This window comes from Paracoccus aurantiacus, assembly GCF_007993065.1.
Lineage (GTDB): Bacteria > Pseudomonadota > Alphaproteobacteria > Rhodobacterales > Rhodobacteraceae > Paracoccus > Paracoccus aurantiacus.
This window is the reverse complement of record NZ_VOPL01000001.1, coordinates 153,140-173,545: the sequence shown is the minus strand read 5'-3', so window position 1 is coordinate 173,545 and position 20,406 is coordinate 153,140. Positions and strand designations below refer to the sequence as shown.

At 63.6% G+C, this 20,406-nt stretch carries 16 protein-coding genes; 9 read left to right on the top strand and 7 right to left on the bottom strand.

From position 1 onward, the window contains the following. Positions 1-13: 13 nt before the first annotated feature. The 3 genes from FQV27_RS00850 to FQV27_RS00840 all read left to right on the top strand — a co-directional run bounded on the left by FQV27_RS00850 (position 14) and on the right by FQV27_RS00840 (position 2,164). Positions 14-385, top strand: a complete 372-nt coding sequence (locus FQV27_RS00850; RefSeq protein WP_147095824.1) for a DUF2237 family protein — start codon at positions 14-16, stop codon at positions 383-385. A gap of 93 nt (positions 386-478) precedes the next feature. Further along, entirely contained in the window at positions 479-1,021 is a 543-nt protein-coding gene (locus tag FQV27_RS00845) for a DUF4893 domain-containing protein (protein WP_186827173.1), read from the top strand. Between the two features lie 78 nt (positions 1,022-1,099). Continuing rightward, positions 1,100-2,164: an isocitrate/isopropylmalate dehydrogenase family protein gene (locus FQV27_RS00840; protein WP_147095821.1), complete on the top strand. Its 1,065-nt coding sequence runs from the start codon at positions 1,100-1,102 to the stop codon at positions 2,162-2,164. Positions 2,165-2,179: 15 nt separating this feature from the next. Here FQV27_RS00840 and FQV27_RS00835 read toward each other — a convergent pair whose 3' ends face one another. Beyond that, complete coding sequence (locus FQV27_RS00835; protein WP_186827172.1) at positions 2,180-3,244, bottom strand: AbrB family transcriptional regulator; 1,065 nt, start codon at positions 3,242-3,244, stop codon at positions 2,180-2,182. A 211-nt stretch (positions 3,245-3,455) separates the two neighbouring features. On the opposite strand from FQV27_RS00835, the gene FQV27_RS00830 reads away from it, so the two are divergent. Both FQV27_RS00830 and FQV27_RS00825 read left to right on the top strand, forming a co-directional pair. Next, positions 3,456-4,334 carry an NAD(P)-dependent oxidoreductase gene (locus FQV27_RS00830; RefSeq protein ID WP_147095817.1) on the top strand — a complete coding sequence of 293 codons (879 nt, stop codon included), beginning with the start codon at positions 3,456-3,458 and terminating at the stop codon, positions 4,332-4,334. 121 nt (positions 4,335-4,455) lie between these two features. After that, positions 4,456-5,361 carry a hypothetical protein gene (locus tag FQV27_RS00825; protein ID WP_147095815.1) on the top strand — a complete coding sequence of 302 codons (906 nt, stop codon included), beginning with the start codon at positions 4,456-4,458 and terminating at the stop codon, positions 5,359-5,361. Positions 5,362-5,368: 7 nt separating this feature from the next. Here FQV27_RS00825 and FQV27_RS00820 read toward each other — a convergent pair whose 3' ends face one another. The 4 genes from FQV27_RS00820 to FQV27_RS00805 all read right to left on the bottom strand — a co-directional run bounded on the left by FQV27_RS00820 (position 5,369) and on the right by FQV27_RS00805 (position 12,059). After that, a complete protein-coding gene (locus tag FQV27_RS00820) occupies positions 5,369-6,748 on the bottom strand; it encodes a phosphohexomutase domain-containing protein (protein ID WP_147095813.1) in 1,380 nt (459 codons plus the stop codon). Further along, positions 6,748-8,223 (bottom strand): mannose-1-phosphate guanylyltransferase/mannose-6-phosphate isomerase, encoded by a 1,476-nt coding sequence (locus tag FQV27_RS00815; RefSeq protein ID WP_147095811.1) that lies wholly within the window; start codon positions 8,221-8,223, stop codon positions 6,748-6,750. Before FQV27_RS00815 ends, FQV27_RS00820 begins: the two co-directional genes overlap by 1 nt. A gap of 172 nt (positions 8,224-8,395) precedes the next feature. Beyond that, on the bottom strand, positions 8,396-9,655 hold the full coding sequence (locus tag FQV27_RS00810; RefSeq protein ID WP_147095809.1) for a urate hydroxylase PuuD: 1,260 nt from the start codon (positions 9,653-9,655) through the stop codon (positions 8,396-8,398). A 130-nt stretch (positions 9,656-9,785) separates the two neighbouring features. Further along, a complete protein-coding gene (locus FQV27_RS00805) occupies positions 9,786-12,059 on the bottom strand; it encodes an NADP-dependent malic enzyme (protein WP_147095807.1) in 2,274 nt (757 codons plus the stop codon). Between the two features lie 151 nt (positions 12,060-12,210). Between FQV27_RS00805 and FQV27_RS00800 the strand changes: the two genes are divergently transcribed. Genes FQV27_RS00800 through FQV27_RS00785 form a run of 4 tightly spaced genes read left to right on the top strand, consistent with a single transcriptional unit; the run spans position 12,211 to position 17,574 of the window. Then, positions 12,211-13,596 (top strand): dihydroorotase, encoded by a 1,386-nt coding sequence (locus tag FQV27_RS00800; protein WP_147095804.1) that lies wholly within the window; start codon positions 12,211-12,213, stop codon positions 13,594-13,596. Next, complete coding sequence (locus tag FQV27_RS00795) at positions 13,589-14,821, top strand: Zn-dependent hydrolase (protein WP_147095802.1); 1,233 nt, start codon at positions 13,589-13,591, stop codon at positions 14,819-14,821. Before FQV27_RS00800 ends, FQV27_RS00795 begins: the two co-directional genes overlap by 8 nt. Position 14,822: 1 nt before the next feature. Next, positions 14,823-15,923, top strand: a complete 1,101-nt coding sequence (locus FQV27_RS00790; protein ID WP_147095800.1) for a thiohydantoin desulfurase — start codon at positions 14,823-14,825, stop codon at positions 15,921-15,923. Next, positions 15,916-17,574 (top strand): thiourocanate hydratase, encoded by a 1,659-nt coding sequence (locus FQV27_RS00785; RefSeq protein ID WP_147095798.1) that lies wholly within the window; start codon positions 15,916-15,918, stop codon positions 17,572-17,574. Before FQV27_RS00790 ends, FQV27_RS00785 begins: the two co-directional genes overlap by 8 nt. A 4-nt stretch (positions 17,575-17,578) precedes the next feature. Here the strand turns inward: FQV27_RS00785 and FQV27_RS00780 are convergent, their stop codons facing one another. Next, on the bottom strand, positions 17,579-19,813 hold the full coding sequence (locus tag FQV27_RS00780; protein ID WP_147095795.1) for a xanthine dehydrogenase family protein molybdopterin-binding subunit: 2,235 nt from the start codon (positions 19,811-19,813) through the stop codon (positions 17,579-17,581). Between the two features lie 2 nt (positions 19,814-19,815). Next, a complete protein-coding gene (locus tag FQV27_RS00775; RefSeq protein ID WP_147095793.1) occupies positions 19,816-20,298 on the bottom strand; it encodes a (2Fe-2S)-binding protein in 483 nt (160 codons plus the stop codon). Positions 20,299-20,406: the final 108 nt, after the last annotated feature.

Sequence of the window (20,406 nt, the reverse complement as noted above, 5' to 3'; positions counted from 1 at the left end):
TCAGGAGGGTCCAATGGAACCATCGCTGAATGTCCTGGGCGGACCACTCGCCCCCTGCTCGACCGATCCGTTGACCGGGTTCTTTCGCGATGGGTGCTGCAACACCTCGGCGCAGGATCAGGGCAGCCATACGGTCTGCGTGATCGTGACGGCAGAGTTTCTGGCCCTTTCGAAATATCTTGGCAACGACCTGTCCACGCCACGGCCCGAATTCCGTTTTCCGGGGCTGAAACCCGGCGATCAGTGGTGCCTTTGTGCCGCGCGTTTCCTTCAGGCCGCGCAGGAATTCGCCGCGCCGAAGGTGGTCCTGGAAGCGACCCATGCACGGGCAATTGATGTGGTTCCCTTGGAACTTCTGCGCGCCCACGCAGTAGATGAGGCATAGATCAGACGACGGAGCCTGACCATGCGAAGAACCGCCATTGCCGCCCTGACACTGTGCCTGAGCCTGCCTGTTTATGGACAGGAGACAGGGCCCATGACACTCAGCGACGGCACGACGGTGAGGCCGGACGATGCCGACCGGCTGAACAATTTCAGCGTCCATTTCAGCGGCGCGCTGCGTCAGGCCTTCAACAGCGAAAACTCTGACGACGTCGCGATGCTGGTGCAGTCGCTGCGCGGGCCGGCCATGCCGCCGAACGAAGCGATGGATGCCCTGCAGGGCGACTGGAAGTGCCGGACGATCAAGGCGGGCGAAAGCTCGGCGCTGATCGTCTATGGCAATTTCGACTGCCGGGTTGAAGGTAACAGCTTCGAGAAGACCTCGGGCTCGCAGCGCACACGCGGGACGGTCCACGAAGATGCCGGGCGGCTGATCTATCTTGGCACCGGCTTCGTTCAGGGAAGCGAAGTCCCCGATTATGCCGCCCTGGCCCCCGATCCGCTGAACGCGCCCGTCATCGGACAGGTGTGGTCGGATATCGCGTTGGTAGAAGTAGTCTCTCGCGATCGCGCGCGGATGATTTTCCCCGATCCCGCGCTGGAATCGCAGATGAACGTCATCTACCTGACGCGCTGAGGCCCTGCGCGGCGCTGCGCCCGGTCTTTTTGCAGGCTGGATCAGCGCCACCGGGAACGCATGCGAGGGGAACGACAGATGAAGATAGCTTTCCTGCCCGGCGACGGGATTGGCCCAGAAATCACCGCAGCCACGCGGATGGTTCTGGAAACTTTCGCGACAAAGCACGGTCTTGCGTTCGATCTGAGCGAAATCGAGATCGGCGAGACGGCGCTTGCCTCGCAGGGCAGCACATTCCCGGAAGCCGCGTTCGAAGCGGCGCGCAGTGCCGACGGGCTGATCCTCGGGCCGGTCTCGCATCTGGGCTATCCGCCGCGCGACCAGGGCGGGCTGAACCCATCGGGAGAGCTTCGCAAGCGGCTCGATCTCTATGCCAATATCCGACCGGCGCGGACGCGAGATCATCTGCCTTCGGCGACCGGGGCGCGCTTCGATATGGTCATCTATCGCGAGAACACCGAAGGCTTCTACGCCGACCGCTCGATGCATTCTGGGCCGGGAGAGTTGCAGGTGACAGAAGATGTCACGCTGGCAATGCGACGGATCACACGGCAGGCGTCGATGCGTATCGCCGAAGCCGCATTCGCTGGCGCGGCCGGGCGGCGCGGCAAGGTCACTGCGGTCCACAAGCAGAACGTGCTGCGCCTGACGGATGGGCTGTTTCTGGCATGCTGCCGAGAGGTCGCGGAACGCCATCGTGAAATCAACTATGAGGAGCTAATTGTTGACGCCGCCTGCGCCCATCTTGTGCGCCGGCCCGCCGATTTCGACGTTATTGTGACCACGAACATGTTCGGCGATATTCTGTCCGACCTCGCGTCCGAGCTTTCGGGAAGTCTCGGCCTCGCAGCGTCGCTGAATGCCGGGGCCGATCACGCGATGGCGCAGGCGCAACACGGCTCTGCGCCGGATATCGCTGGCAAGGGTATCGCAAATCCTGCCTCGCTGATCGGGTCGATGGGGATGCTGCTGGAATGGCTGGGCGCACGGCATGAACGCCCGGACCTGCTGGCTGCCGGCAGGTCCGTTCTTGATGCGCTGGAACGGTGCCTTGCCGATCCGGCCACCAGGACCCGCGACCTTGGCGGCGATCTGAACACGCAGGCATTCGCACAGGCCGTCAGCACCCAACTGGCCGGTTGACGCGTCAGCGGCCCCCTAGCCGCTACGCGCCTCGATCCGCCCGACCAGCCGGATCAGCGGCCGAGCCAGCGGCATCAGCATGAAGATGCGCACGACATGCGCCGCCGTCACCAGCGACGGGTCGAGATGCAGATACTGCGCCGTCAACGCCATTTCGGTGACACCGCCGGGTGCCACGCCAAGAACCAGCACCTCCCAGCCGATGCCAGTCAGGCGCGACAACATCACCGCGCCCGCGCATGTCAGTGTCAGCATCAGCAGCGTGCCGCCAAGCGATACGACCATCTCGCGGCGCGCACCCCTGAACAGATGCGGCTGAAAGGTCGAACCAAGCCATGCGCCCAGCAGAATCTGCGCAGCCGCTAGCATCACCGCAGGGTAATGCGGCAGCTCAAATCCCGCCGCCGTCACCGCACCGGCAGCGGCCAGCGGACCCAGAAAGAACGGATTGGCCCAACCGAGCAGCCTGAACAGGAACCCGCCCCCCGCCGCAACCGCGATCAGCACGATCAGCCCCGCCGGGTTCCAGCCCGCACTTGCCGGAAGGGCGGCGATCTGTGGCCGACCGTCAATGGCATAAATAAGCAGCGGCACCGAAACGACGATGGCGGCAATGCGCAGCGTCTGTGCCATGACGACGGGCGCGGGCGGGATACCGACGCTTTCGGCGATGACCGCGGATTCGACCGGCGCGACCGGGAAGGTCGCAAGCACCATGCGCGACAGCCGCGCGCCTGACAGCCGCGCCTGCAGGACCGAAACCGCAAGCGCGAGGCTTGCCGTCATGGCCGACATGACGATCAGCAGCGGCATCGCCTCGATCACGGCACGCAGCGCCGCAGGCGTGAAGGCAAGCCCGACTGTCGATGCGACAACCGCCTGACCGAAGGGTCGTGTCCTCACCGGCAAAGGCGCGGTCAGCCGCTGCGAAAGCGACAGCGCGGCCGTCATCAGCAGCGGTCCGATCATGTAAGGCAGTGGCAGGCCCGCCAGCGTCCCCAGCCAGCCGATCACGGCGCCCGCAAGATAGATCAGGGCAAGCCGCAGAAAACCGTGGCGCGGCCGGAACAGCCGGGTCACGCGCAACGCATCGGCTGGCCGGCACGCGGCAGCCGCTCGTTTCGGGAACTGGCAGGTCTTTGCATCACTCCTCCGATACCAGCGTGGTTTTGACCTGCCCGCTCGCAGGATTCAATTCCAAACCGCGTCCGACAAGATAAGAACAAGCTATTATGGCTTGCGCGGCACGGTGTTGATCGGGTCCAATCGCCGCGCAAGGGCGGAGGATATCATGAATACCGACAATCCCACTCTCGGCTTTATCGGCTTCGGCGAAGCGGCAGAGGCTTTCGCGACCGGTCTCGGTCCCGAGATCGCGGGCCGAAGCCGGGCCTACGACATAAAGGTCGCGGAACCGAAGCTTGCCGCCCTGCCAAAAGAGCGCGCGGCACGTGCGGGTGTGACGCTGACCGGCAACCGCGCAGCCGCGCTTGAAGCTGCCGATGCGGTCTTCTGCCTTGTCACAGCCGATCGTGCCACCGCCGCAGCCGAGGAATGCGCGGAATTGCTGAGGCAAGGCAGCTTCTGGTTCGACGGCAATTCCTGCTCGCCCGGCGCAAAGCGGCGCTCGGCAGCAACCATCGACGCGGCAGGCGGGCGCTATGTCGATATTGCCATCATGGCCCCGGTTTATCCCAAGATGCACAAGACCCCGCTTCTGATCGCCGGGCCGCATGCGAAAGACGCGGCAGAGGTTCTTGGGGCGATGGGGATGAACGCGCGCGTCATGGGCGAGAATATCGGCGATGCGTCTTCGATAAAGATGATGCGTTCGGTCATGATAAAGGGGATGGAGGCGCTGACCGCCGAATGTCTGCTTGCCGCACGGCGCGCGGGCGTCGAGGAGAAGGTGCTGGCCTCGCTTTCGGCCTCGAACCCCGAAATCGACTGGCCGAAGCAGGCGGCGTACAATCTCGAACGCATGATGGTCCACGGACGCCGGCGCGCCGCCGAAATGCGCGAGGTTGCAATCACGTTGGAAGAACTCGGCCTGCCGAATGGTCTGGCGCAGGCGACGGTCGAGTGGCAGCAACGCATCGGCGACATGGCGCTGGATCCGGGCGAGGACAGCTTTGCCGCGCGCGCCGATCTGGCGCTGAAAAAGCTGTAGCAGCCGGATCGCAAATGCTTTTGCGCGCTGCGGAACCGCTTGGGTTCGCGCAATTTTCCGCATAAGCCGGTGGTCCGCGACGTCCGTGTCGCATAACCTGCAGCGAAATCAGGTGGGCACGATGATGAACAGATCCCTCTCAATCATCTTTATCGTCGATGGCGAAAGGCTTCAGGCGCAATCGCTTCTGCTTGTCTCATCGCTATACCGCCAGCTCGCGGATACCCCAGCGACGGAGCTTGTCGCCTATGCGCCCGAACGCGCATTCGGCAAGCTCAGCCCGGCGACGCAGGCGCTGTTCGACCTTTGCGGGGTTCGTGTCTGCCAGCTGCGGGACGCTGACGGGATGTGGAAGAAGGACTATCCGCATGGCAACAAGCTGCTTGCAGCGGCGGAGTGCCGGGACAGCGAGGCGACGCTGTTTCTAGATACCGACATGGTCTGCCTGCGCCCCTTCCCGGAACTGGATTTTGAAAGGGCCGGGACCGTGTTCGCGGTGCCCGAAGGTGTTCCGACATGGGGCGAGCAGAATGATCGCTGGCGGCGGGCCTATGCCCATTACGGCATGGACCTGCCCACCGACCGCGTCACCCTGACGCGTGGCGCGCAGCGCAGCTATTACCCTTATTTCAATGCGGGTTTCGTGGGCTTTGCGAATTCAGCGGTCCATGACGGCAAGCATTTCGGCCAGCTCTGGCTGGAAACGGCCAGCGATTTCGACTGGAACTGTTCGATTGCCCAGAAGCGTCCCTGGCTGGACCAGATCACCATGCCGTTGACGATCAAACGTTTCGGTCTGGAATATGAGGCGCTGCCCGATGTCTATAACTACTCGATCTCGAATCGAGAGGATATGTCAGGCACCGAGGATGCGCGCATCCTGCATTACCACCGCGCCATGTTCCTTGAACGCGCGCCACAATATCCCACGCTGAGAGACGATCTTTTCGCGCTGATGCCGCGAGAGCATCATGCCGAAATGTCGCGGCTTCTGACGCTGGCGAACTATCCACTGCCGAGCGGCTGATAACAGGTCATGCGCCGGCCTGGATAAGGGCGGACAGGCGCGCCACCTGCCGGTCGAGCAGGTCACGGTCGCCCCTCGCCTCGACATTCAGGCGCAGCAATGGCTCGGTATTCGAACTGCGCAGGTTGAAGCGCCAGCTTCCCATATCCAGCGAAAGGCCGTCCATGTCGTCGCGTCCGACCGCGTCGGGGGCGAATTCCGCCTCGACCCTGTCACGGATCGCTGCCGCGTTCTCAACCGTGAAGTTTATCTCACCGGATGACGGGAAGGCCGCGCGTCGTTCGGCCACCAGCGCAGAAAGCGGCTGCCCGGTGCGGCCCATCAGCTCTGCCACCAGCAGCCACGGGATCATACCGCTGTCGCAAAAGACGAAGTCGCGGAAATAGTGGTGTGCCGACATTTCGCCGCCATAAACCGCATCGTGTTCGCGCAAGGCCGCTTTCAGAAACGCATGCCCGGTGCGCGACTGAATCGGGACGCCGCCGGCGCTTTCGACGATGTCGCGGGTGTTCCAGATCACGCGCGGGTCGTGGACGATGCGCGCGCCCGGCTCGCGCGACAGGAACGCCGCCGCGAGCAGCCCGACAATATATTCGCCATCAACGAAGCGCCCGGTTTCGTCGAAGAAGAAGCAGCGGTCGAAATCGCCATCAAAGGCGATACCCATATCCGCATCCGCTGCGCGCACGGCTTCCGCCGTCGCGGGCTGGTTTTCGCGCAGAAGCGGATTCGGAATGCCGTTCGGGAAACTGCCGTCGGGCTCATGATGTATGCGCAGGAACCGAAGCGGTGCGTTCCGCGCGGCAAGTGCATCGGCAATGGCGTCGAAGGTCGGTCCGGCGGCACCGTTGCCGGCATTCACGACGATCCTCAGCGGACGCAGGGCATCGGTGTCGATGAAACTCATCAGGCGCGCGACATAGGCCGCACGCGCCTCGGCCGATATGTCACAGAGGCGTCCCCCGTCGCGCGCGGGGCCGAAATCGTCGGCCTCCGCCAGCGCCTGCACAGCATCAAGTCCCGTTGCCGACCCGAGCGGCGCAGAGCCCGCGCGCACCATCTTCATGCCGTTATAATCCATCGGATTATGCGAGGCGGTGACCTCTATCCCGCCATCCGCGCCGAAATGGCTGACCGCGAAATACATCTCTTCGGTCCCGGCCAGTCCAAGATCCAGCACCTCGACCCCCTCGTCGATCAGCGCATCAGCGACAGCCGACGCCAGTTCCGCCGACGACGCGCGAATGTCGCGGCCCAGCACGACCTTTTTCGCATCCAGCGCGCGTGCAAAACCACGCCCGATACGTCGGGCAATCGCGGCATCCAGATCGGTGCCAAGCCGTCCCCGGATATCGTAAGCCTTGAAACAGGACAGCGCAGCCGGCATCAGCCTTTGGCCCCCTGCCCGCGCGCATAGACATCCTCGTATCGAATGATGTCATCCTCGCCCAGATAAGTGCCGGTCTGAACTTCGATCAGGACCATGGGAACCTTGCCGGGATTTTCCATACGGTGAACCGCCCCAAGCGGGATATAGACCGACTGGTTTTCGGTCACGAGTTGAGTCGTATCGTCAATCGTGACCTTTGCCGTCCCCTCGACCACGATCCAGTGTTCGGCGCGGTGGTGGTGGCTTTGCAAGCTGAGTGCCGCGCCGGGATGGACGACGATGCGCTTGACCTGAAAGCGCGGGCCGAGAACCAGTGTTTCATACCAGCCCCACGGGCGATAGTCGCGCGGCAGCGTTTCGGCCTGCGCGCGCCCCCGCTTCTTCAGAAGCTCTACCGCAAGTTTCACATCCTGCGCGCGATCCTTGGGCGCGACCAGAACCGCATCCGGCATGGCAACGGCAACGATATTATCCAAGCCGATGCCGACAAGAACCTGAGCATCGCTTTCGGCACGCAACAACGTATCGGTGCAGCCAATCGCTTCAGCCGGTCCGGTCAGCGCGACACCATCCGCGTCCGCGCCCTGCTCTCTCCAGACCGCGTCCCAGCCGCCAAGATCTGACCACCCGGCCGAAAACGGCACAACGGCAAGGTTATCGGCCTTCTCCATCACGGCGTAATCGACCGAGATTGACGGCACGCGTGCGTATTCCTCGGGGGCAAGCCTGAGAAAGCCCAGATCGGCGGTGGCCTTTTTCAGTGCCTCTGCGACCGGGTCGACAACATCGGGCGCATGCAGGCGAAATGCCTCGACCATATCTGCCGCGCGGGCCAGAAATATTCCGGCATTCCACAGAAAATTTCCCGATGCGCACATGGCTTCCGCGCGCGCGGAATCCGGCTTTTCGACAAAACGCACAAGATCGACAGGGCCTTCCGACGCGGCGGGCCGCGCGCCGAGTTCAACATAGCCATAGCCGGTTTCGGCCCGGTCAGGCGTTATCCCGAAGGTGACGATGCGCCCTTTTTCGACCGCTGGCAGGCCCCGCCCGACCGCCTCGCGAAATGCAAGCGCATCCGGGATCGCGTGATCGGACGGCGCGACCAGCATGATCGCATCAGGGTCGCGCGCCATCAGATAGAATGCGGCCGTCAGGATCGCAGGGGCGGTATTGCGCCCCTCGGGTTCGATGATGACCGCACCGGGATCTATGCCCAGTTCAGCAAGCTGCTCGACGACGATGAAGCGAAAATCTGACCCCGTCACCACCAGCGGTGCGCTGAAAGCAGGGCTTGCACCGGCCTGAGACGCGTCCGGAGCGAAACGCAAGGCGGCCTGCTGAAACAGTGTCAGATCGCCAAGAAGCGGCGCGAATTGCTTCGGATATGACTTGCGGGACAGCGGCCAAAGCCTTGTGCCAGATCCGCCACTCAGCAGGACCGGAACGATGGAAACGTCTGTGATCTTCATATTACCTGCAATTTCTTGAACCGGCCCACCCAAGGCACTTTCGCCGCTGGAATGATTACGCGCCCCATTCACCCGAGGCAATTGCTTCTGTCCCGCCGCCGGTCGCGCAGGGTGACAGGCGTCGCGTCACCTGTGTGACAATGTATGACTACGCCGCAGGACAGCCGCGGCCTCAGTTCACGGCGAGCTTGCGCGGCTCCAGCCCGGTTGCGGCGCGATACCAATCGACAATCGCCTGACGCTCCTCAGGTTCCATGAAGCTGACATTCACCGGCGGCATGGCCTGCGTCAGCCCGGCCTGCAGATAAATCTGGCGGGCCGCGCGGGTCACGTCGTCTGGCGTTTCCAGCAGCAGATCCTTTGGGGCACGATGAATGCCTTCATAGCCCGGCTCTCTCGCGTGGCACATCGCACAACGACCGGGGACGATGTTCATGACCTGATCGAAACCCGCCGCATCGGCGAATTTCTGCTGCGCTGGCGAAAGGGTGCGCGACTCTGACGCCTCATAGCTCGACTGCCACAAGGGCGCGGTCGACAGCCACATTACCCCGATGAACAGCATGGCGGTGACAGCCCATGTCCACCACTTCATGCCGCCGCCCGAATGCATGGTATTGAAGAAATGCCGGATCGTGACGCCCATCAGGAAGATCAGCGCGGCGATCAGCCAGTTATATTCGGTCGCGAAGGCCAGCGGGTAGTGCGTTGACAGCATCAGGAAGATGACCGGCAGCGTCAGGTAGTTGTTATGGGTCGAGCGCAGCTTGGCGATCTTACCGTATTTCGGGTCAGGCTTGCGGCCCTCCTGCAGGTCTTTCACCACGATGCGCTGGTTCGGCATGATGATGAAGAACACGTTGGCCGTCATGATCGTGGCGGTGAACGCACCCAGATGCAGCATGGTCGCACGGCCCGTGAATATCTGATTATATCCGTAGCCCATGACGACCAGCAGCCCGAATAACAGCAGCATCAGCAGCGTCGGGCGTTCACCAAGCGGGGATTTGCACAGAAAGTCATAGACCAGCCAGCCGACCGACAGGGACAGCGCGGAAATGATGATCCCCTGCCACAGCGCCAGGTCAGCCTTGGCGGGGTCGATCAGGAACAGCTCGCCCCCGACCCAGTAGACGATCATCAGCAGTGCCGCGCCCGACAGCCATGTCGAATAGCTTTCCCATTTGAACCAGATCAGGTGGTCCGGCATGTTTTCCGGTGCGACCAGATATTTCTGGATGTGATAGAAACCGCCGCCGTGAACCTGCCATTCCTCGCCATGCGCGCCCGGCGGCAGATGCGGCGATTTGCGCAGCCCAAGATCGAGCGCGATGAAATAGAAGCTCGACCCGATCCAGGCGATGGCGGTGATGACATGGACCCAGCGGACCGCAAAGCCGATCCAGTCCCAGATGATTGCAAATTCGGTCATGCCCCGTCCCCTCAGGCGTTTGCGCCAAGCCTAGCCCGAATCCGGGTGACTGGGTAAGGGCGATAATGCCGTGATGCGATGGGGAAGCGGACACAGCCGGCGCGTTGCCTGCCGGCTGTGCAGGTTGTCGTCAGCTATAGCTGGACACGTTCGTCCCGGCGAGGGCCGAGATATTCATCAGCCCGCGCACGGTAATGCCCGGCGTCACGATATGGGCGCGGTTTTCCATCCCCATCAGGATCGGCCCGACCTCCAGCCCGCCCGCGACCGAACGCAGCATATTGCGCGCCGCATTGGCGATTTCGGCATTGGCATAGACAAGGCCGTTTGCCTTCCCGGTCAGCCGCCCTTCGGGATAGAGTTTCTCGCGCAGTTCCGGGTCAAGCGCCAGATCGGCAGGCATCTCGCCCTCATATTCGAAATCGAGATCCATCCCGTCCAGAATTTCCATCGCCGCGCGCATGTTCCGGCTGGTATCGGTGTCGAGATTGCCGAACTGAGATGCGGAACACAGCGCGATCTTGGGTTCGACCCCGAAGCGGCGGATATGGCGGGCGGCACCGATGACGGTTTCGGCAATCTGCTGCGGCGTCGGGTCCAGATGGACCTGCGTATCGGCAATGAACAGCGGCCCGCGATCCAGGATGATCAGCGACAGCGCCCCGACCGGATGCGCATTCCCGCGCGCGAGGATTTCGCTGACATAGCGCAGATGCCAGCGATATTCGCCGAACGTCCCGCAGATCATCGCGTCCGCCGCACCCAGATGCACCATCATCGCCGCGATTGCCGTCGTATTGGTGCGGATGATTGCGCGCGCGAGGTCGGGCGAGACACCCTGACGCCGCATCAGCTTGTGATAGGCGGTCCAGTAATCGCGATAGCGCGCGTCGCTTTCGGGGTTGATGACCTCGATCCGGTCCAGATCCAGCCGGATGCCCTCGCGGTCGAGCCTTTGCTGGATCACCTCTGGCCGGCCGATCAGGATGGGGGTGTCGTGACCTTCCTCGATCAACTGGCTGGCGGTATGCAGGATGCGTTCATCCTCGCCCTCGGCAAAGACCAGCCTGCGGCGGGCCATCCGGTCGGCCTCGAACACGCTGCGCATGATATTGTAGCTGCGATAGACGCGACCCTGCAGGCGGCGGGTGTAATCGTCCAGATCAAGCTCTCGGGTGGCCACGCCCGATTCCATCGCGGCTTTCGCAACGGCGGTGGCGATGGTCGGCAGCAGGCGCGGATCGAATGGTTTCGGGATCAGGTATTCCGGCCCGAAGGTCAGCACCTCGCCCCGGTAGGCCTGCCCGACCTCGGCCGAGGTGGTTTCGCGGGCAAGGGCCGCAATAGCTTCGACGCAGGCCACCTTCATCTCGTCATTGATCTGGGTCGCGCCGGTATCCAGCGCACCGCGGAAGATGAAGGGGAAACACAGGACGTTGTTGACCTGATTGGGATAATCGCTGCGGCCGGTCGCAATCAGGGCGTTCGGGGCGGCGGCGCGGGCCTCTTCCGGCATGATTTCCGGCGTCGGGTTCGCAAGCGCGAAGATGATCGGCCTGTCGGCCATCTGCGCCACCATCTCGCGCGTCAGAAGGCCGGGGCCGGAAACGCCAAGGAACAGATCCGCGCCCTTCATCGCCTCTATCGTGGTGCGCAGTTCGGTATCGCGGGCGAATTCCTGCTTTTCGGGGTTCAGATCGTTGCGCCCCGTATGCACGACGCCCTTGCTGTCCAGCATGGTGATATTGTCCTGCCGGACGCCCATCACCATCAGCATCTTCAGGCAGGCGATCCCGGCCGCACCTGCGCCAAGCGCCACGACCTTGATATCCTCGAATTTCTTGCCCGACAGACGCATCGCGTTGCTGGCCGCGGCCGCTGCGACAATCGCGGTGCCGTGCTGGTCGTCATGGAAAACCGGAATATTCATCCGTTCCTTGCACAGCCGTTCGACCAGAAAGCAGTCGGGGGCCTTGATATCTTCAAGGTTCACCGCGCCAAAGGTCGGTTCCAGCTTGCAGACCAGATCGGCCAGCTTTTCGGGATCGGTCTCGTTCACCTCGATATCGAAGCAATCGACGCCGGCGAATTTCTTGAAAAGGACCGCCTTGCCTTCCATCACCGGCTTCGATGCCTGCGCGCCGATATTGCCCAAGCCAAGCACCGCCGTCCCGTTCGAGATCACCGCGACCAGATTCGATTTCGCGGTATAGCGCATCGCATCCAGCGGATTCTTCTCGATCTCCAGACAGGCATCGGCGACACCGGGGGAATAGGCGTTCGACAGGTCGCGCCCGGTATCCATGGGCTTTGTTGCGCGGATCTCCAGCTTACCCGGTTTGGGGAATTCGTGGTAATCCAGCGCCTCCTGGCGGCGGTCATTGGCGATATCGTCGGCTGGCATGTCGTCCCTCCTTTGCGCGCGAACGCTTTTCCTTGCGTCAATTCCGCAACTTCTGGACAGGATTTGCAATGCCCAGTTTTGCCGCAGCCGCCCTTGTCGCGGCAAATCATTGCGCTATCAGTAGGGTGTTACCCTTGAACGGAGCGCGCGAATGTCCGATTTCGACCTGGTCCTGTCCGGCCGCGTGATCCTGACGGACCAAGAGATTCCCGCCGGTTTCGTCGCCGTCCGCGATGGCCGCGTCGCGATGATCGGCGAAGGCGCGGCCCCGGCGGGGCGCGAGCGCCACGATCTTGGCGCGGCAATGATTCTGCCGGGTGCCGTCGATGCACAGGTGCATTCGCTGTCGCAGAAGGGCGCGGAAGGCTTTGCCGCATCCACCGCCGCAGCCGCATCGGGTGGGGTCACCACAATTGTTGACATGCCTTATGATGAGGGCGATCTGATCTGTTCTGCCGCAGCCGTCGCCCGAAAGGCCGCACTGGCCGAGGCAGAGGCGCGGGTGGACGTGGCAATCTATGGCACCATCGACCCGACCGAAGGCCCCGCGCGCATCATCGAACAGGCCGATGCCGGTGTCTGCGGCTTCAAGTTTTCGACCTTCGGCACTGATCCGAAACGATTTCCCCGCATTCCGCCTGCGCTGCTGATGGCCTGCTTCGCCGAAGTCGCGAAGACCGGGCTGGCGGCGGGGGTGCATAACGAAGACGACGCTTTCGTGCGCGAGGCGATTGCGCAAGTCGAGGCGATGCAGATCACCGATTGGCGCGCGCACGGGCTGTCGCGCCCGCCGATGACGGAAATTCTGGCGCTGCAGCAGATTTATGAAACCGGCCACGCAACCGGCTGCCCGGCCCATGTCGTACATTGCTCGCTTGGTCGCGGCTATGAGATCGCGCGCCAGTACCGTGACGGCGGCGATCTGGCGACCATCGAATGCTGCATTCACTATCTGGTGCTGGACGAGGAAAACGATGTTGCCCGCCTTGGCGGCAAGGCCAAGATCAACCCGCCGATCCGTCCTCGGGCCGAAGTCGAAAGCCTCTGGCGTCATGTTGCGGCGGGCAATGTCAGCATGGTGTCAACCGATCATGTCAGCTGGTCCGAGGATCGCAAGACCAACCCCGACATGCTGAAAAACGCCTCTGGCGTGCCGGGGTTGGAGGTGATGGTGCCGCTGTTCGTCAAAGGCGCGCTGGAACGCGGCATTCCGCTGACTTGGGCAGCGAAGCTGATGGCCGAAAACCCGGCGCGCCATTTCCGCATCGACGACCGCAAGGGTGGGATCGCGGTGGGTCGCGACGCCGACCTGATGGTTCTGGAACCCGTGGCGCAGGTCTATGATGCGAAGGACAGCCGCCATTCCATCGCGGGCTGGTCGCCCTATGACGGGATCGAATTGCCGTGGTCTGTCGCGGGCACATGGCTGCGCGGGCAGCAGGTCTTCGACGGCACCGATGTGCTGGCCCAGCCCGGCAATGGCCAGTTCATCCGCCCGCCCCGCCCGCTTGGGCTGCGAAAGCCGCTTCATGCGTAATCTGCGCGTCAATGCCGACCGCATCGCAGCCGATCTGGACGCGATGTCGAAGATTACCGATCCGGGCCGCCCGTGGACGCGCCGCGCCTTCTCGCCCCGCTTCGATGAGGGGCGCGAATGGCTGGCCCGGCAGTTTACCGAGGCGGGGCTGATCGTTTCGAATGATGCGGGCGGCAATCTGCTGGGACGGCGACCCGGCGGCGACCCAAAGCGCGGCACCATCATGCTGGGCAGCCACTCTGACACCGTGCCTGATGGCGGCCGCTTTGACGGCGTCGCGGGGGTTATCGTGGCGCTGGAGGTCGCGCGGATGCTGGACGAACGGGGCATCAGGTTGCGTCACCACCTCGACGTGGTGGACTTTCTTGCCGAGGAGGTTTCGGTCTTCGGCGTCTCCTGCATCGGTTCTCGCGGCATGGCGGGGGTGCTTCCGCAGGACTGGCTGGCGCTGACGCATGAAGGCCGCAGTCTGGATCAGGCGATCCGCGATTGCGGTGGTGTGCCCGAGTGGCAGATACCCGCCACCAATATCCGCGCCTTTCTGGAACTGCATATCGAACAGGGCCGCGTGCTGGAAGCCCACGGCACCGATCTGGGCATCGTCACCGCCATTGCCGGGATCACCCGGATCGAGATCGTGCTGACCGGCCAGCCCGACCACGCAGGCACGACGCCGATGGGAACCCGCGCCGATGCGCTTGTCGCCGCCGCAGCCCTTGTCACCGACATTGATGCCGAGGCAGTCCGCCGCGCCCATGGCCCCGACCACTTCACCGCCACGGTGGGGGAGTTCAGCATCGAACCCGGCGCCGCCAATGTCGTGCCGGGCCGGGTGCGGATGCTGATTGACGCGCGTTCCGACAACCGCGACCAGATGCGGGAATTTCTGGGGTGGAGCAGGCAGCGGCTGACGAAACTGCCCACGAAGATCAGCGCGGACATGCGCGTTCTGTCTGACAACCGGCCGACGCCTATGCACGCGGACATCATCAACGCACTGGAAGCCGCCAGCGGCAAAGTCGGGGCCACCCATCGCCGCATGGTATCGGGCGCGGGCCATGACGCGGCCTTCATGGCGCGTCTTGCCCCAACGGCCATGCTATTCGTCCCCAGCAAGGACGGCCGGTCCCACTGCCCCGAAGAGTTCAGCGAAATCGCCGATATCGCGCTTGGCGCGGAAGTCATGGCCGAGGCCGTGATCGCAATAGATCAAGAAGGAGACTAAGATGCGTCGTGTGCTGACCGAAAAAGACGTGGAGCCGGCAGTTCGTGGCGGTTCCGTCTATGCCGCAGGCGGCGGGGGCTGGGCCGATCATGGCCGGATGCTGGGCTATGCCGCCGTCAAGGCAGGCGCGCCGGAACTGGTCAGCGTGGATGAGTTGGACGACGACGATTTCATCGCCACCGCCGCCGCCATCGGCGCGCCTGCCTCCACCACGCCGTGGGAGATGCGCGGCGTCGATTACATCAAGGCCGTGCAGATGCTGAATGACGCTTTGGGCCAGCCGGTCGCGGGGCTGATGGTCGGGCAGAACGGCAAATCCTCGACCCTGAACGGCTGGCTTCCCTCGGCCATTCTGGGCTGCAAGGTGGTCGATGCGGTGGGCGATATCCGTGCCCATCCGACCGGCGACATGGGGTCGATCGGTATGGCAGGCAGCCCCGAACAGATGATCCAGACGGCTGTCGGCGGCAACCGCGAACAGAACCGCTATATCGAACTGGTGGTGCGGGGGGCGACGGCCAAGGTGTCACCTATCCTGCGTACGGCATCCGACATGTCTGGCGGCTTCATCGCGTCGGCGCGGAACCCGCTGCGGGTGTCTTACGTCGCGAAACATGCGGCGCTTGGCGGGATCTCCATGGCGCTGGATCTGGGTCATGCGATCCTTGCCGCCGAACAGAAAGGCCCCGCCGCCGTTATCGACGCGATGGTGGACAAGACCGGCGGCGTGATCCTTGCCAGCGGGGAAATCACCGCGAAGGACGTTATCTATACGAATGAGGCCTTCGATGTTGGCACCGTCACTGTGGGGCGAGGGGACAAAGCGCTGACCCTTCATGTAATGAACGAATATATGGCCATCGACGACGCAGGCGGCAATCGCATCGCCAGCTTCCCCGATGTGATCACAACCCTGTCCGAAGACGCCCTGCCGCTGTCTGTCGGTGAGTTGGAGGTGGGGATGAAGGTGCATATCCTGCACGTCCCGAAATCGGTGATCCCGCTGAGTTCCAGCGTGCTGGACCCGTCGGTCTATCCCGTCTGCGAGCGCGCCATGGGGATCGAGCTTGCGAAATACGCGCTGGAGGGGACCGATGCCTAAGCCGAACCCCCGCCACCCCGATTTCCCCATTCCCGGCGGCCCGGAAAAGCGGGCGAAATCTTGGCGCGCCGAAGGCCTGCTGAGGCTGATGGAAAACGTGCTTGCCGTGGGCGAGGCACCGGACAAGCTGATCGTCTATGCGGCACTTGGCAAGGCCGCGCGCAGCTGGCCCGCACATGACGCCATTGTCCGCACGCTGTCCGAGATGGACGAGGACCAGACGCTGATTATCCAGTCGGGCAAGCCGGTGGGGCTGCTGAAAACATCAGCCGCCGCGCCGATGGTCATCATGGCGAACTGCAATATCGTCGGGCAATGGGCCAAGGCCGAGGTGTTCTATGATCTGGAACGCAAGGGGCTGATCTGCTGGGGCGGGCTGACCGCCGGGGCATGGCAATATATCGGTTCGCAAGGGGTCATTCAGGGCACCTACGAAATCTTCATGCGCATCGCTGAACGGCGCTTCAATGGCAGCCTGAAGGGGCGCTTCATTCTGACCGCCGGTCTGGGCGGCATGGGCGGCGCGCAGCCCTTGGCGGGGCGCATGGCGGGGGCAGCGATCCTGTGCATCGACATCGACCCCAAGCGCGCCGAAATGCGCAAGGAGATCGGCTTTCTGGACGAGATCGCCCCCGATCTGGATACGGCCTTGAAGATGATCGAGGAAGCAAAGGCGGAAGGCCGGGCGACCTCTATCGCGCTGATCGGCAATGCCGCCGAAATCTATCCCGAGATCGCCGCGCGCGGGATCGTGCCGGATATCGTGACCGACCAGACCTCCGCCCATGATCTTGTTTATGGTTATGTGCCAGCGGGTTACGATCTGGACCGGGTGCGCCGCCTGCGCGATCAGAACCCCGATGAACTGATCGAGGGAGGCCGCAAATCCATCGCCCGCCATGTCGCGGCGATGCTGGAATTCCAGCAAAAAGGGGCCGAGGTTTTCGACAACGGCAACCTGATCCGCACGCAGGCGAAACAGGGCGGCATCGAGAACGCTTTCGATATTCCGATCTTCACCGAAGCCTATCTGCGCCCCCTGTTCGCCCGCGCCATCGGCCCATTCCGCTGGATGGCGCTGTCGGGCGAGGCCGACGACATCGCCAAGATCGACGATCTGGTGTTGCAGATGTTCCCCGACAACAAGATCGTCACCAACTGGATCAAACTCGCCCGTGAAAACGTTCCGTTCGAGGGCCTGCCGGCGCGCATCGCGTGGCTGGGTCATGGCGAACGCACCGCACTCGCCCGCGCGGTCAACAAGATGGTGGCGGATGGTACGCTGGCTGGGCCGGTGGCCTTCTCTCGCGACCATCTGGACGCGGGCGCGATGGCGCATCCGAATATCATGACCGAAAATATGCGCGACGGTTCGGACGCAATTGCCGACTGGCCGCTGCTGGATGCGATGACGCTGTGCGCGTCCGGCGCGGATCTGGTGGCGGTGCATTCGGGCGGCGGCGGCTATGCGGGCTACATGACCTCGGCAGGCGTCACGGTCATCGCCGACGGCACTGACGAGGCTGACGCGCGGCTGGATCACGCCCTGACCAACGACACCTCGCTTGGGGTGATCCGTTATGCCGACGCCGGGTACGAGGATGCGCTTGACGAGGCGGCGAAAAAGCAGATCGGCCATATCCGGCTGTGACGGATCAAAGAAAGTCGATCTGATGGTGCAGCGGCAATTGGCGCAGCCGCTGCCCCGTCGCCGCGAAGATCGCATTGGCAAGCGCGGGCGCGGTCGGCGGGACCGGCGGCTCTCCGATACCGCGGATTTTTTCGGCATTGCCCAACGCGCGGACCTCGATGGACGGGCACTGATACAGGCGCATCCCCTCATGTGCGTTGTAATTGCGTTGCACGACAGCGCCGTCAGCAAAGGTGATCTCGCAATTCATCGCGGCACCAAGACCGAACACCACCCCGCCCTGCACGAGATTTTCGAAATTCACCGGATCGAGGACCGGCCCGCAGTCGCAGGCAACCCAGACATTGTCGATCCGGATGCCCCGCTCGGTTGCCGTGACCTCGACCACTTCGGCAACGGGGACACCGAAGCTTGACACCATCGCCACACCCATGCCCCGCCCCTTGCCTGCCGCACTGCGCCAGCCCGACATCTCGCCCACAGCTTCCAGCACCGCGCGTGTCACCGGATCTGACGCGAGGCGGATGCGTTCGGCCAGCGGGTCTGCGCCGGCCTGATGGATCAGCTCGTCCAGAAAGCTTTCCAGAATGAAGCCGCCGCCGTTCGCCCCGACGGCCCGCCAGCTTGAAACCGGGGCCAGCCCTTCCACGGCATAGGCGCGCACGCGGAAATCGGGGACGGCATAGGGTGCATTCCACGCACCCGCCGGGATCTGACTGTCGGGTCCGGGCACGTTCAGCCCCAGACGACCCATCTGTGAACGCGTGACCGACGGCGCCGCGATTTCAAGATCAATGGCGGCAACCTGTCGGGCCCGGACAGTGCCGCGCGCACGGCCAATCGCGATATGTCGGGGAAAATCGGTCGCGAAATCTTCCTGTCTGGAATAGGTCAGCTTTACCGGAACCCCCGGCATCTGGGCCGCGATTGCGGCAGCGTTGCGAATGAAATCGACCTCTAGGCGGTGGCCGAAGCTGCCGCCGATAAGCTGGTTGTGGAAACGCACCTTTTCCGGCGCAAGCCCTGCGGCCTCGGCCACCGCCTTCTGCGCCTCTCGCGGGACCTGATGGCCGGACCACGCCTCGGCGCTGTCTTCACGGATCACGACAATCGCGGAAAGCGGCTCCAGCGGGGCATGGGCCACATAGGGAGAGCGGTATTCGGCGCGAAACGCGTCGCTGCTTTGGGTCGCGGCGCTCGCGTCGCCGTCATCGCGCCACACGCGGTCCAGCCTGTCCTTGGTAAAACCCTGTTCCAGCCGCTGCCAGTGCCCGGTCTGCGAGGCCGGATAGCTGGGCGGTTCCCATTCGACCCGCAGGGCCTCGGCACCGCGCATCGCATGCCAACTGGTCGCGCCGATGACGGCAAGCCCGCCAGGTATCGAAAGCACCTTCTCGACCCCGTTCAGCGCCAGCGCGGGCGACGGATCATGGCTGCGGACCGCGCTGCGAAACGGGCTGAGGCGGATGGCGGCGTGAACCATGCCCTCGATCGTCAGATCGACGCTGTAGCGCGCCGTTCCGGTCGATTTCGCCACCATATCAAGCCGCTGCATCGGCTTGCCGAGCAGCCGCCATTCTGCGGGCGCGCGAAGCGCCGGCATATCCACGGGATTGACTGATGCCGCCTCGGCGGCAAGATCGGCATAGGCGATGCGTGTACCATCGCGCAGCAGAACCGCGCCTGATTCCGTGCGCAGATCGTCGCGCGCAACGCCGGTGCGGCGCGCAGCGGCTGCCTTCAGCGTCTCGCGCGCAAGGGCGCCTGCCTCGCGCAGTTTCACAAAGCTGTCCGGCACCGTGGTCGAGCCGCCGGTAATCTGCATCCCCAGCGTCTTGACGGCCAGATCGGCAACATCGCGCCCGGCATTGGCCAGCCAGCTTTCGTCGTCAGGGCGGAAGGGCAGCATGTCGTCGCCAAGCGCGGTGTTCCAGTACGCCGCCGCCGGATCGCCGAATTCGACGCGAAAGCCGCCCCAGTCGAGATCCATCTCCTCGGCCAGAAGCGCCGCCTGAACCGACATGACCCCCTGCCCCTTATCGGCATGCGGCGCGATCAGCGTCACGCCGGAGGCGTCGATCAGCACCCACGGATTGAAGGTTGCGGCCCCCTCCGGCAGATCGCGGGCCAGCGGGTTTTCAGGCGTCCTGCGCCCCAGATAGACGCCGAACGCGACGCCTCCGGCAATCGCTGCGGAGCCGACCAGAAGCGCACGGCGGGTGAATTTGCGCAGCGACATCCTCATGCCTCGTCAGTCTGGGCAGATGCCGGGGCGGTGGCCGCAGCAGCACGCCGGATCGCCGCACGGATACGCGGATAGGTTCCGCAGCGGCAAAGATTGCCCGACATGACGGCGTCGATCTGGTCGTCATCCGGCATGTCATTTACCGCAAGAAGTGCCGCCGCCTGCATGATCTGGCCCGACTGGCAGTAGCCGCATTGCGCGACCTGCGTCTCGATCCACGCGGTTTGCACGGGATGCGGCGCGTCTGGCGTTCCAAGCCCCTCGATCGTGGTGATTGATGCACCGTCCAGATCGCCCGCGCGGACCTGACACGCGCGCACCGACTGCCCGTCCAGATGCACGGTGCAGACCCCGCAATAGCCGATGCCACAGCCATATTTGGTGCCGGTCAGTCCGATCACCTCGCGCAGCACCCACAGAAGCGGCATATCCGGGTCGAGCTCGGGGTCATGGATGATCCCGTTGACAGTGAAGGACATGGTGGCTCCGGTATGTGTTGATACCCGAGTTTAGCGCTTTGCCCGGTCACATGGCCAGAGCCGCGTGCCAGGATCTTTCGGGGACGCGCGTGAGTTGACTTCCCCGAG

Coding starts and splice junctions, on each gene's coding strand:
- FQV27_RS00850 (WP_147095824.1), top strand. CDS start 14: ATGGAACCATCGCTGAATGTCCTGGGCGGACCACTCGCCCCCTGCTCG.
- FQV27_RS00845 (WP_186827173.1), top strand. CDS start 479: ATGACACTCAGCGACGGCACGACGGTGAGGCCGGACGATGCCGACCGG.
- FQV27_RS00840 (WP_147095821.1), top strand. CDS start 1,100: ATGAAGATAGCTTTCCTGCCCGGCGACGGGATTGGCCCAGAAATCACC.
- FQV27_RS00830 (WP_147095817.1), top strand. CDS start 3,456: ATGAATACCGACAATCCCACTCTCGGCTTTATCGGCTTCGGCGAAGCG.
- FQV27_RS00825 (WP_147095815.1), top strand. CDS start 4,456: ATGATGAACAGATCCCTCTCAATCATCTTTATCGTCGATGGCGAAAGG.
- FQV27_RS00820 (WP_147095813.1), bottom strand. CDS start 6,748: ATGCCGGCTGCGCTGTCCTGTTTCAAGGCTTACGATATCCGGGGACGG.
- FQV27_RS00815 (WP_147095811.1), bottom strand. CDS start 8,223: ATGAAGATCACAGACGTTTCCATCGTTCCGGTCCTGCTGAGTGGCGGA.
- FQV27_RS00810 (WP_147095809.1), bottom strand. CDS start 9,655: ATGACCGAATTTGCAATCATCTGGGACTGGATCGGCTTTGCGGTCCGC.
- FQV27_RS00805 (WP_147095807.1), bottom strand. CDS start 12,059: ATGCCAGCCGACGATATCGCCAATGACCGCCGCCAGGAGGCGCTGGAT.
- FQV27_RS00800 (WP_147095804.1), top strand. CDS start 12,211: ATGTCCGATTTCGACCTGGTCCTGTCCGGCCGCGTGATCCTGACGGAC.
- FQV27_RS00795 (WP_147095802.1), top strand. CDS start 13,589: ATGCGTAATCTGCGCGTCAATGCCGACCGCATCGCAGCCGATCTGGAC.
- FQV27_RS00790 (WP_147095800.1), top strand. CDS start 14,823: ATGCGTCGTGTGCTGACCGAAAAAGACGTGGAGCCGGCAGTTCGTGGC.
- FQV27_RS00785 (WP_147095798.1), top strand. CDS start 15,916: ATGCCTAAGCCGAACCCCCGCCACCCCGATTTCCCCATTCCCGGCGGC.
- FQV27_RS00780 (WP_147095795.1), bottom strand. CDS start 19,813: ATGTCGCTGCGCAAATTCACCCGCCGTGCGCTTCTGGTCGGCTCCGCA.
- FQV27_RS00775 (WP_147095793.1), bottom strand. CDS start 20,298: ATGTCCTTCACTGTCAACGGGATCATCCATGACCCCGAGCTCGACCCG.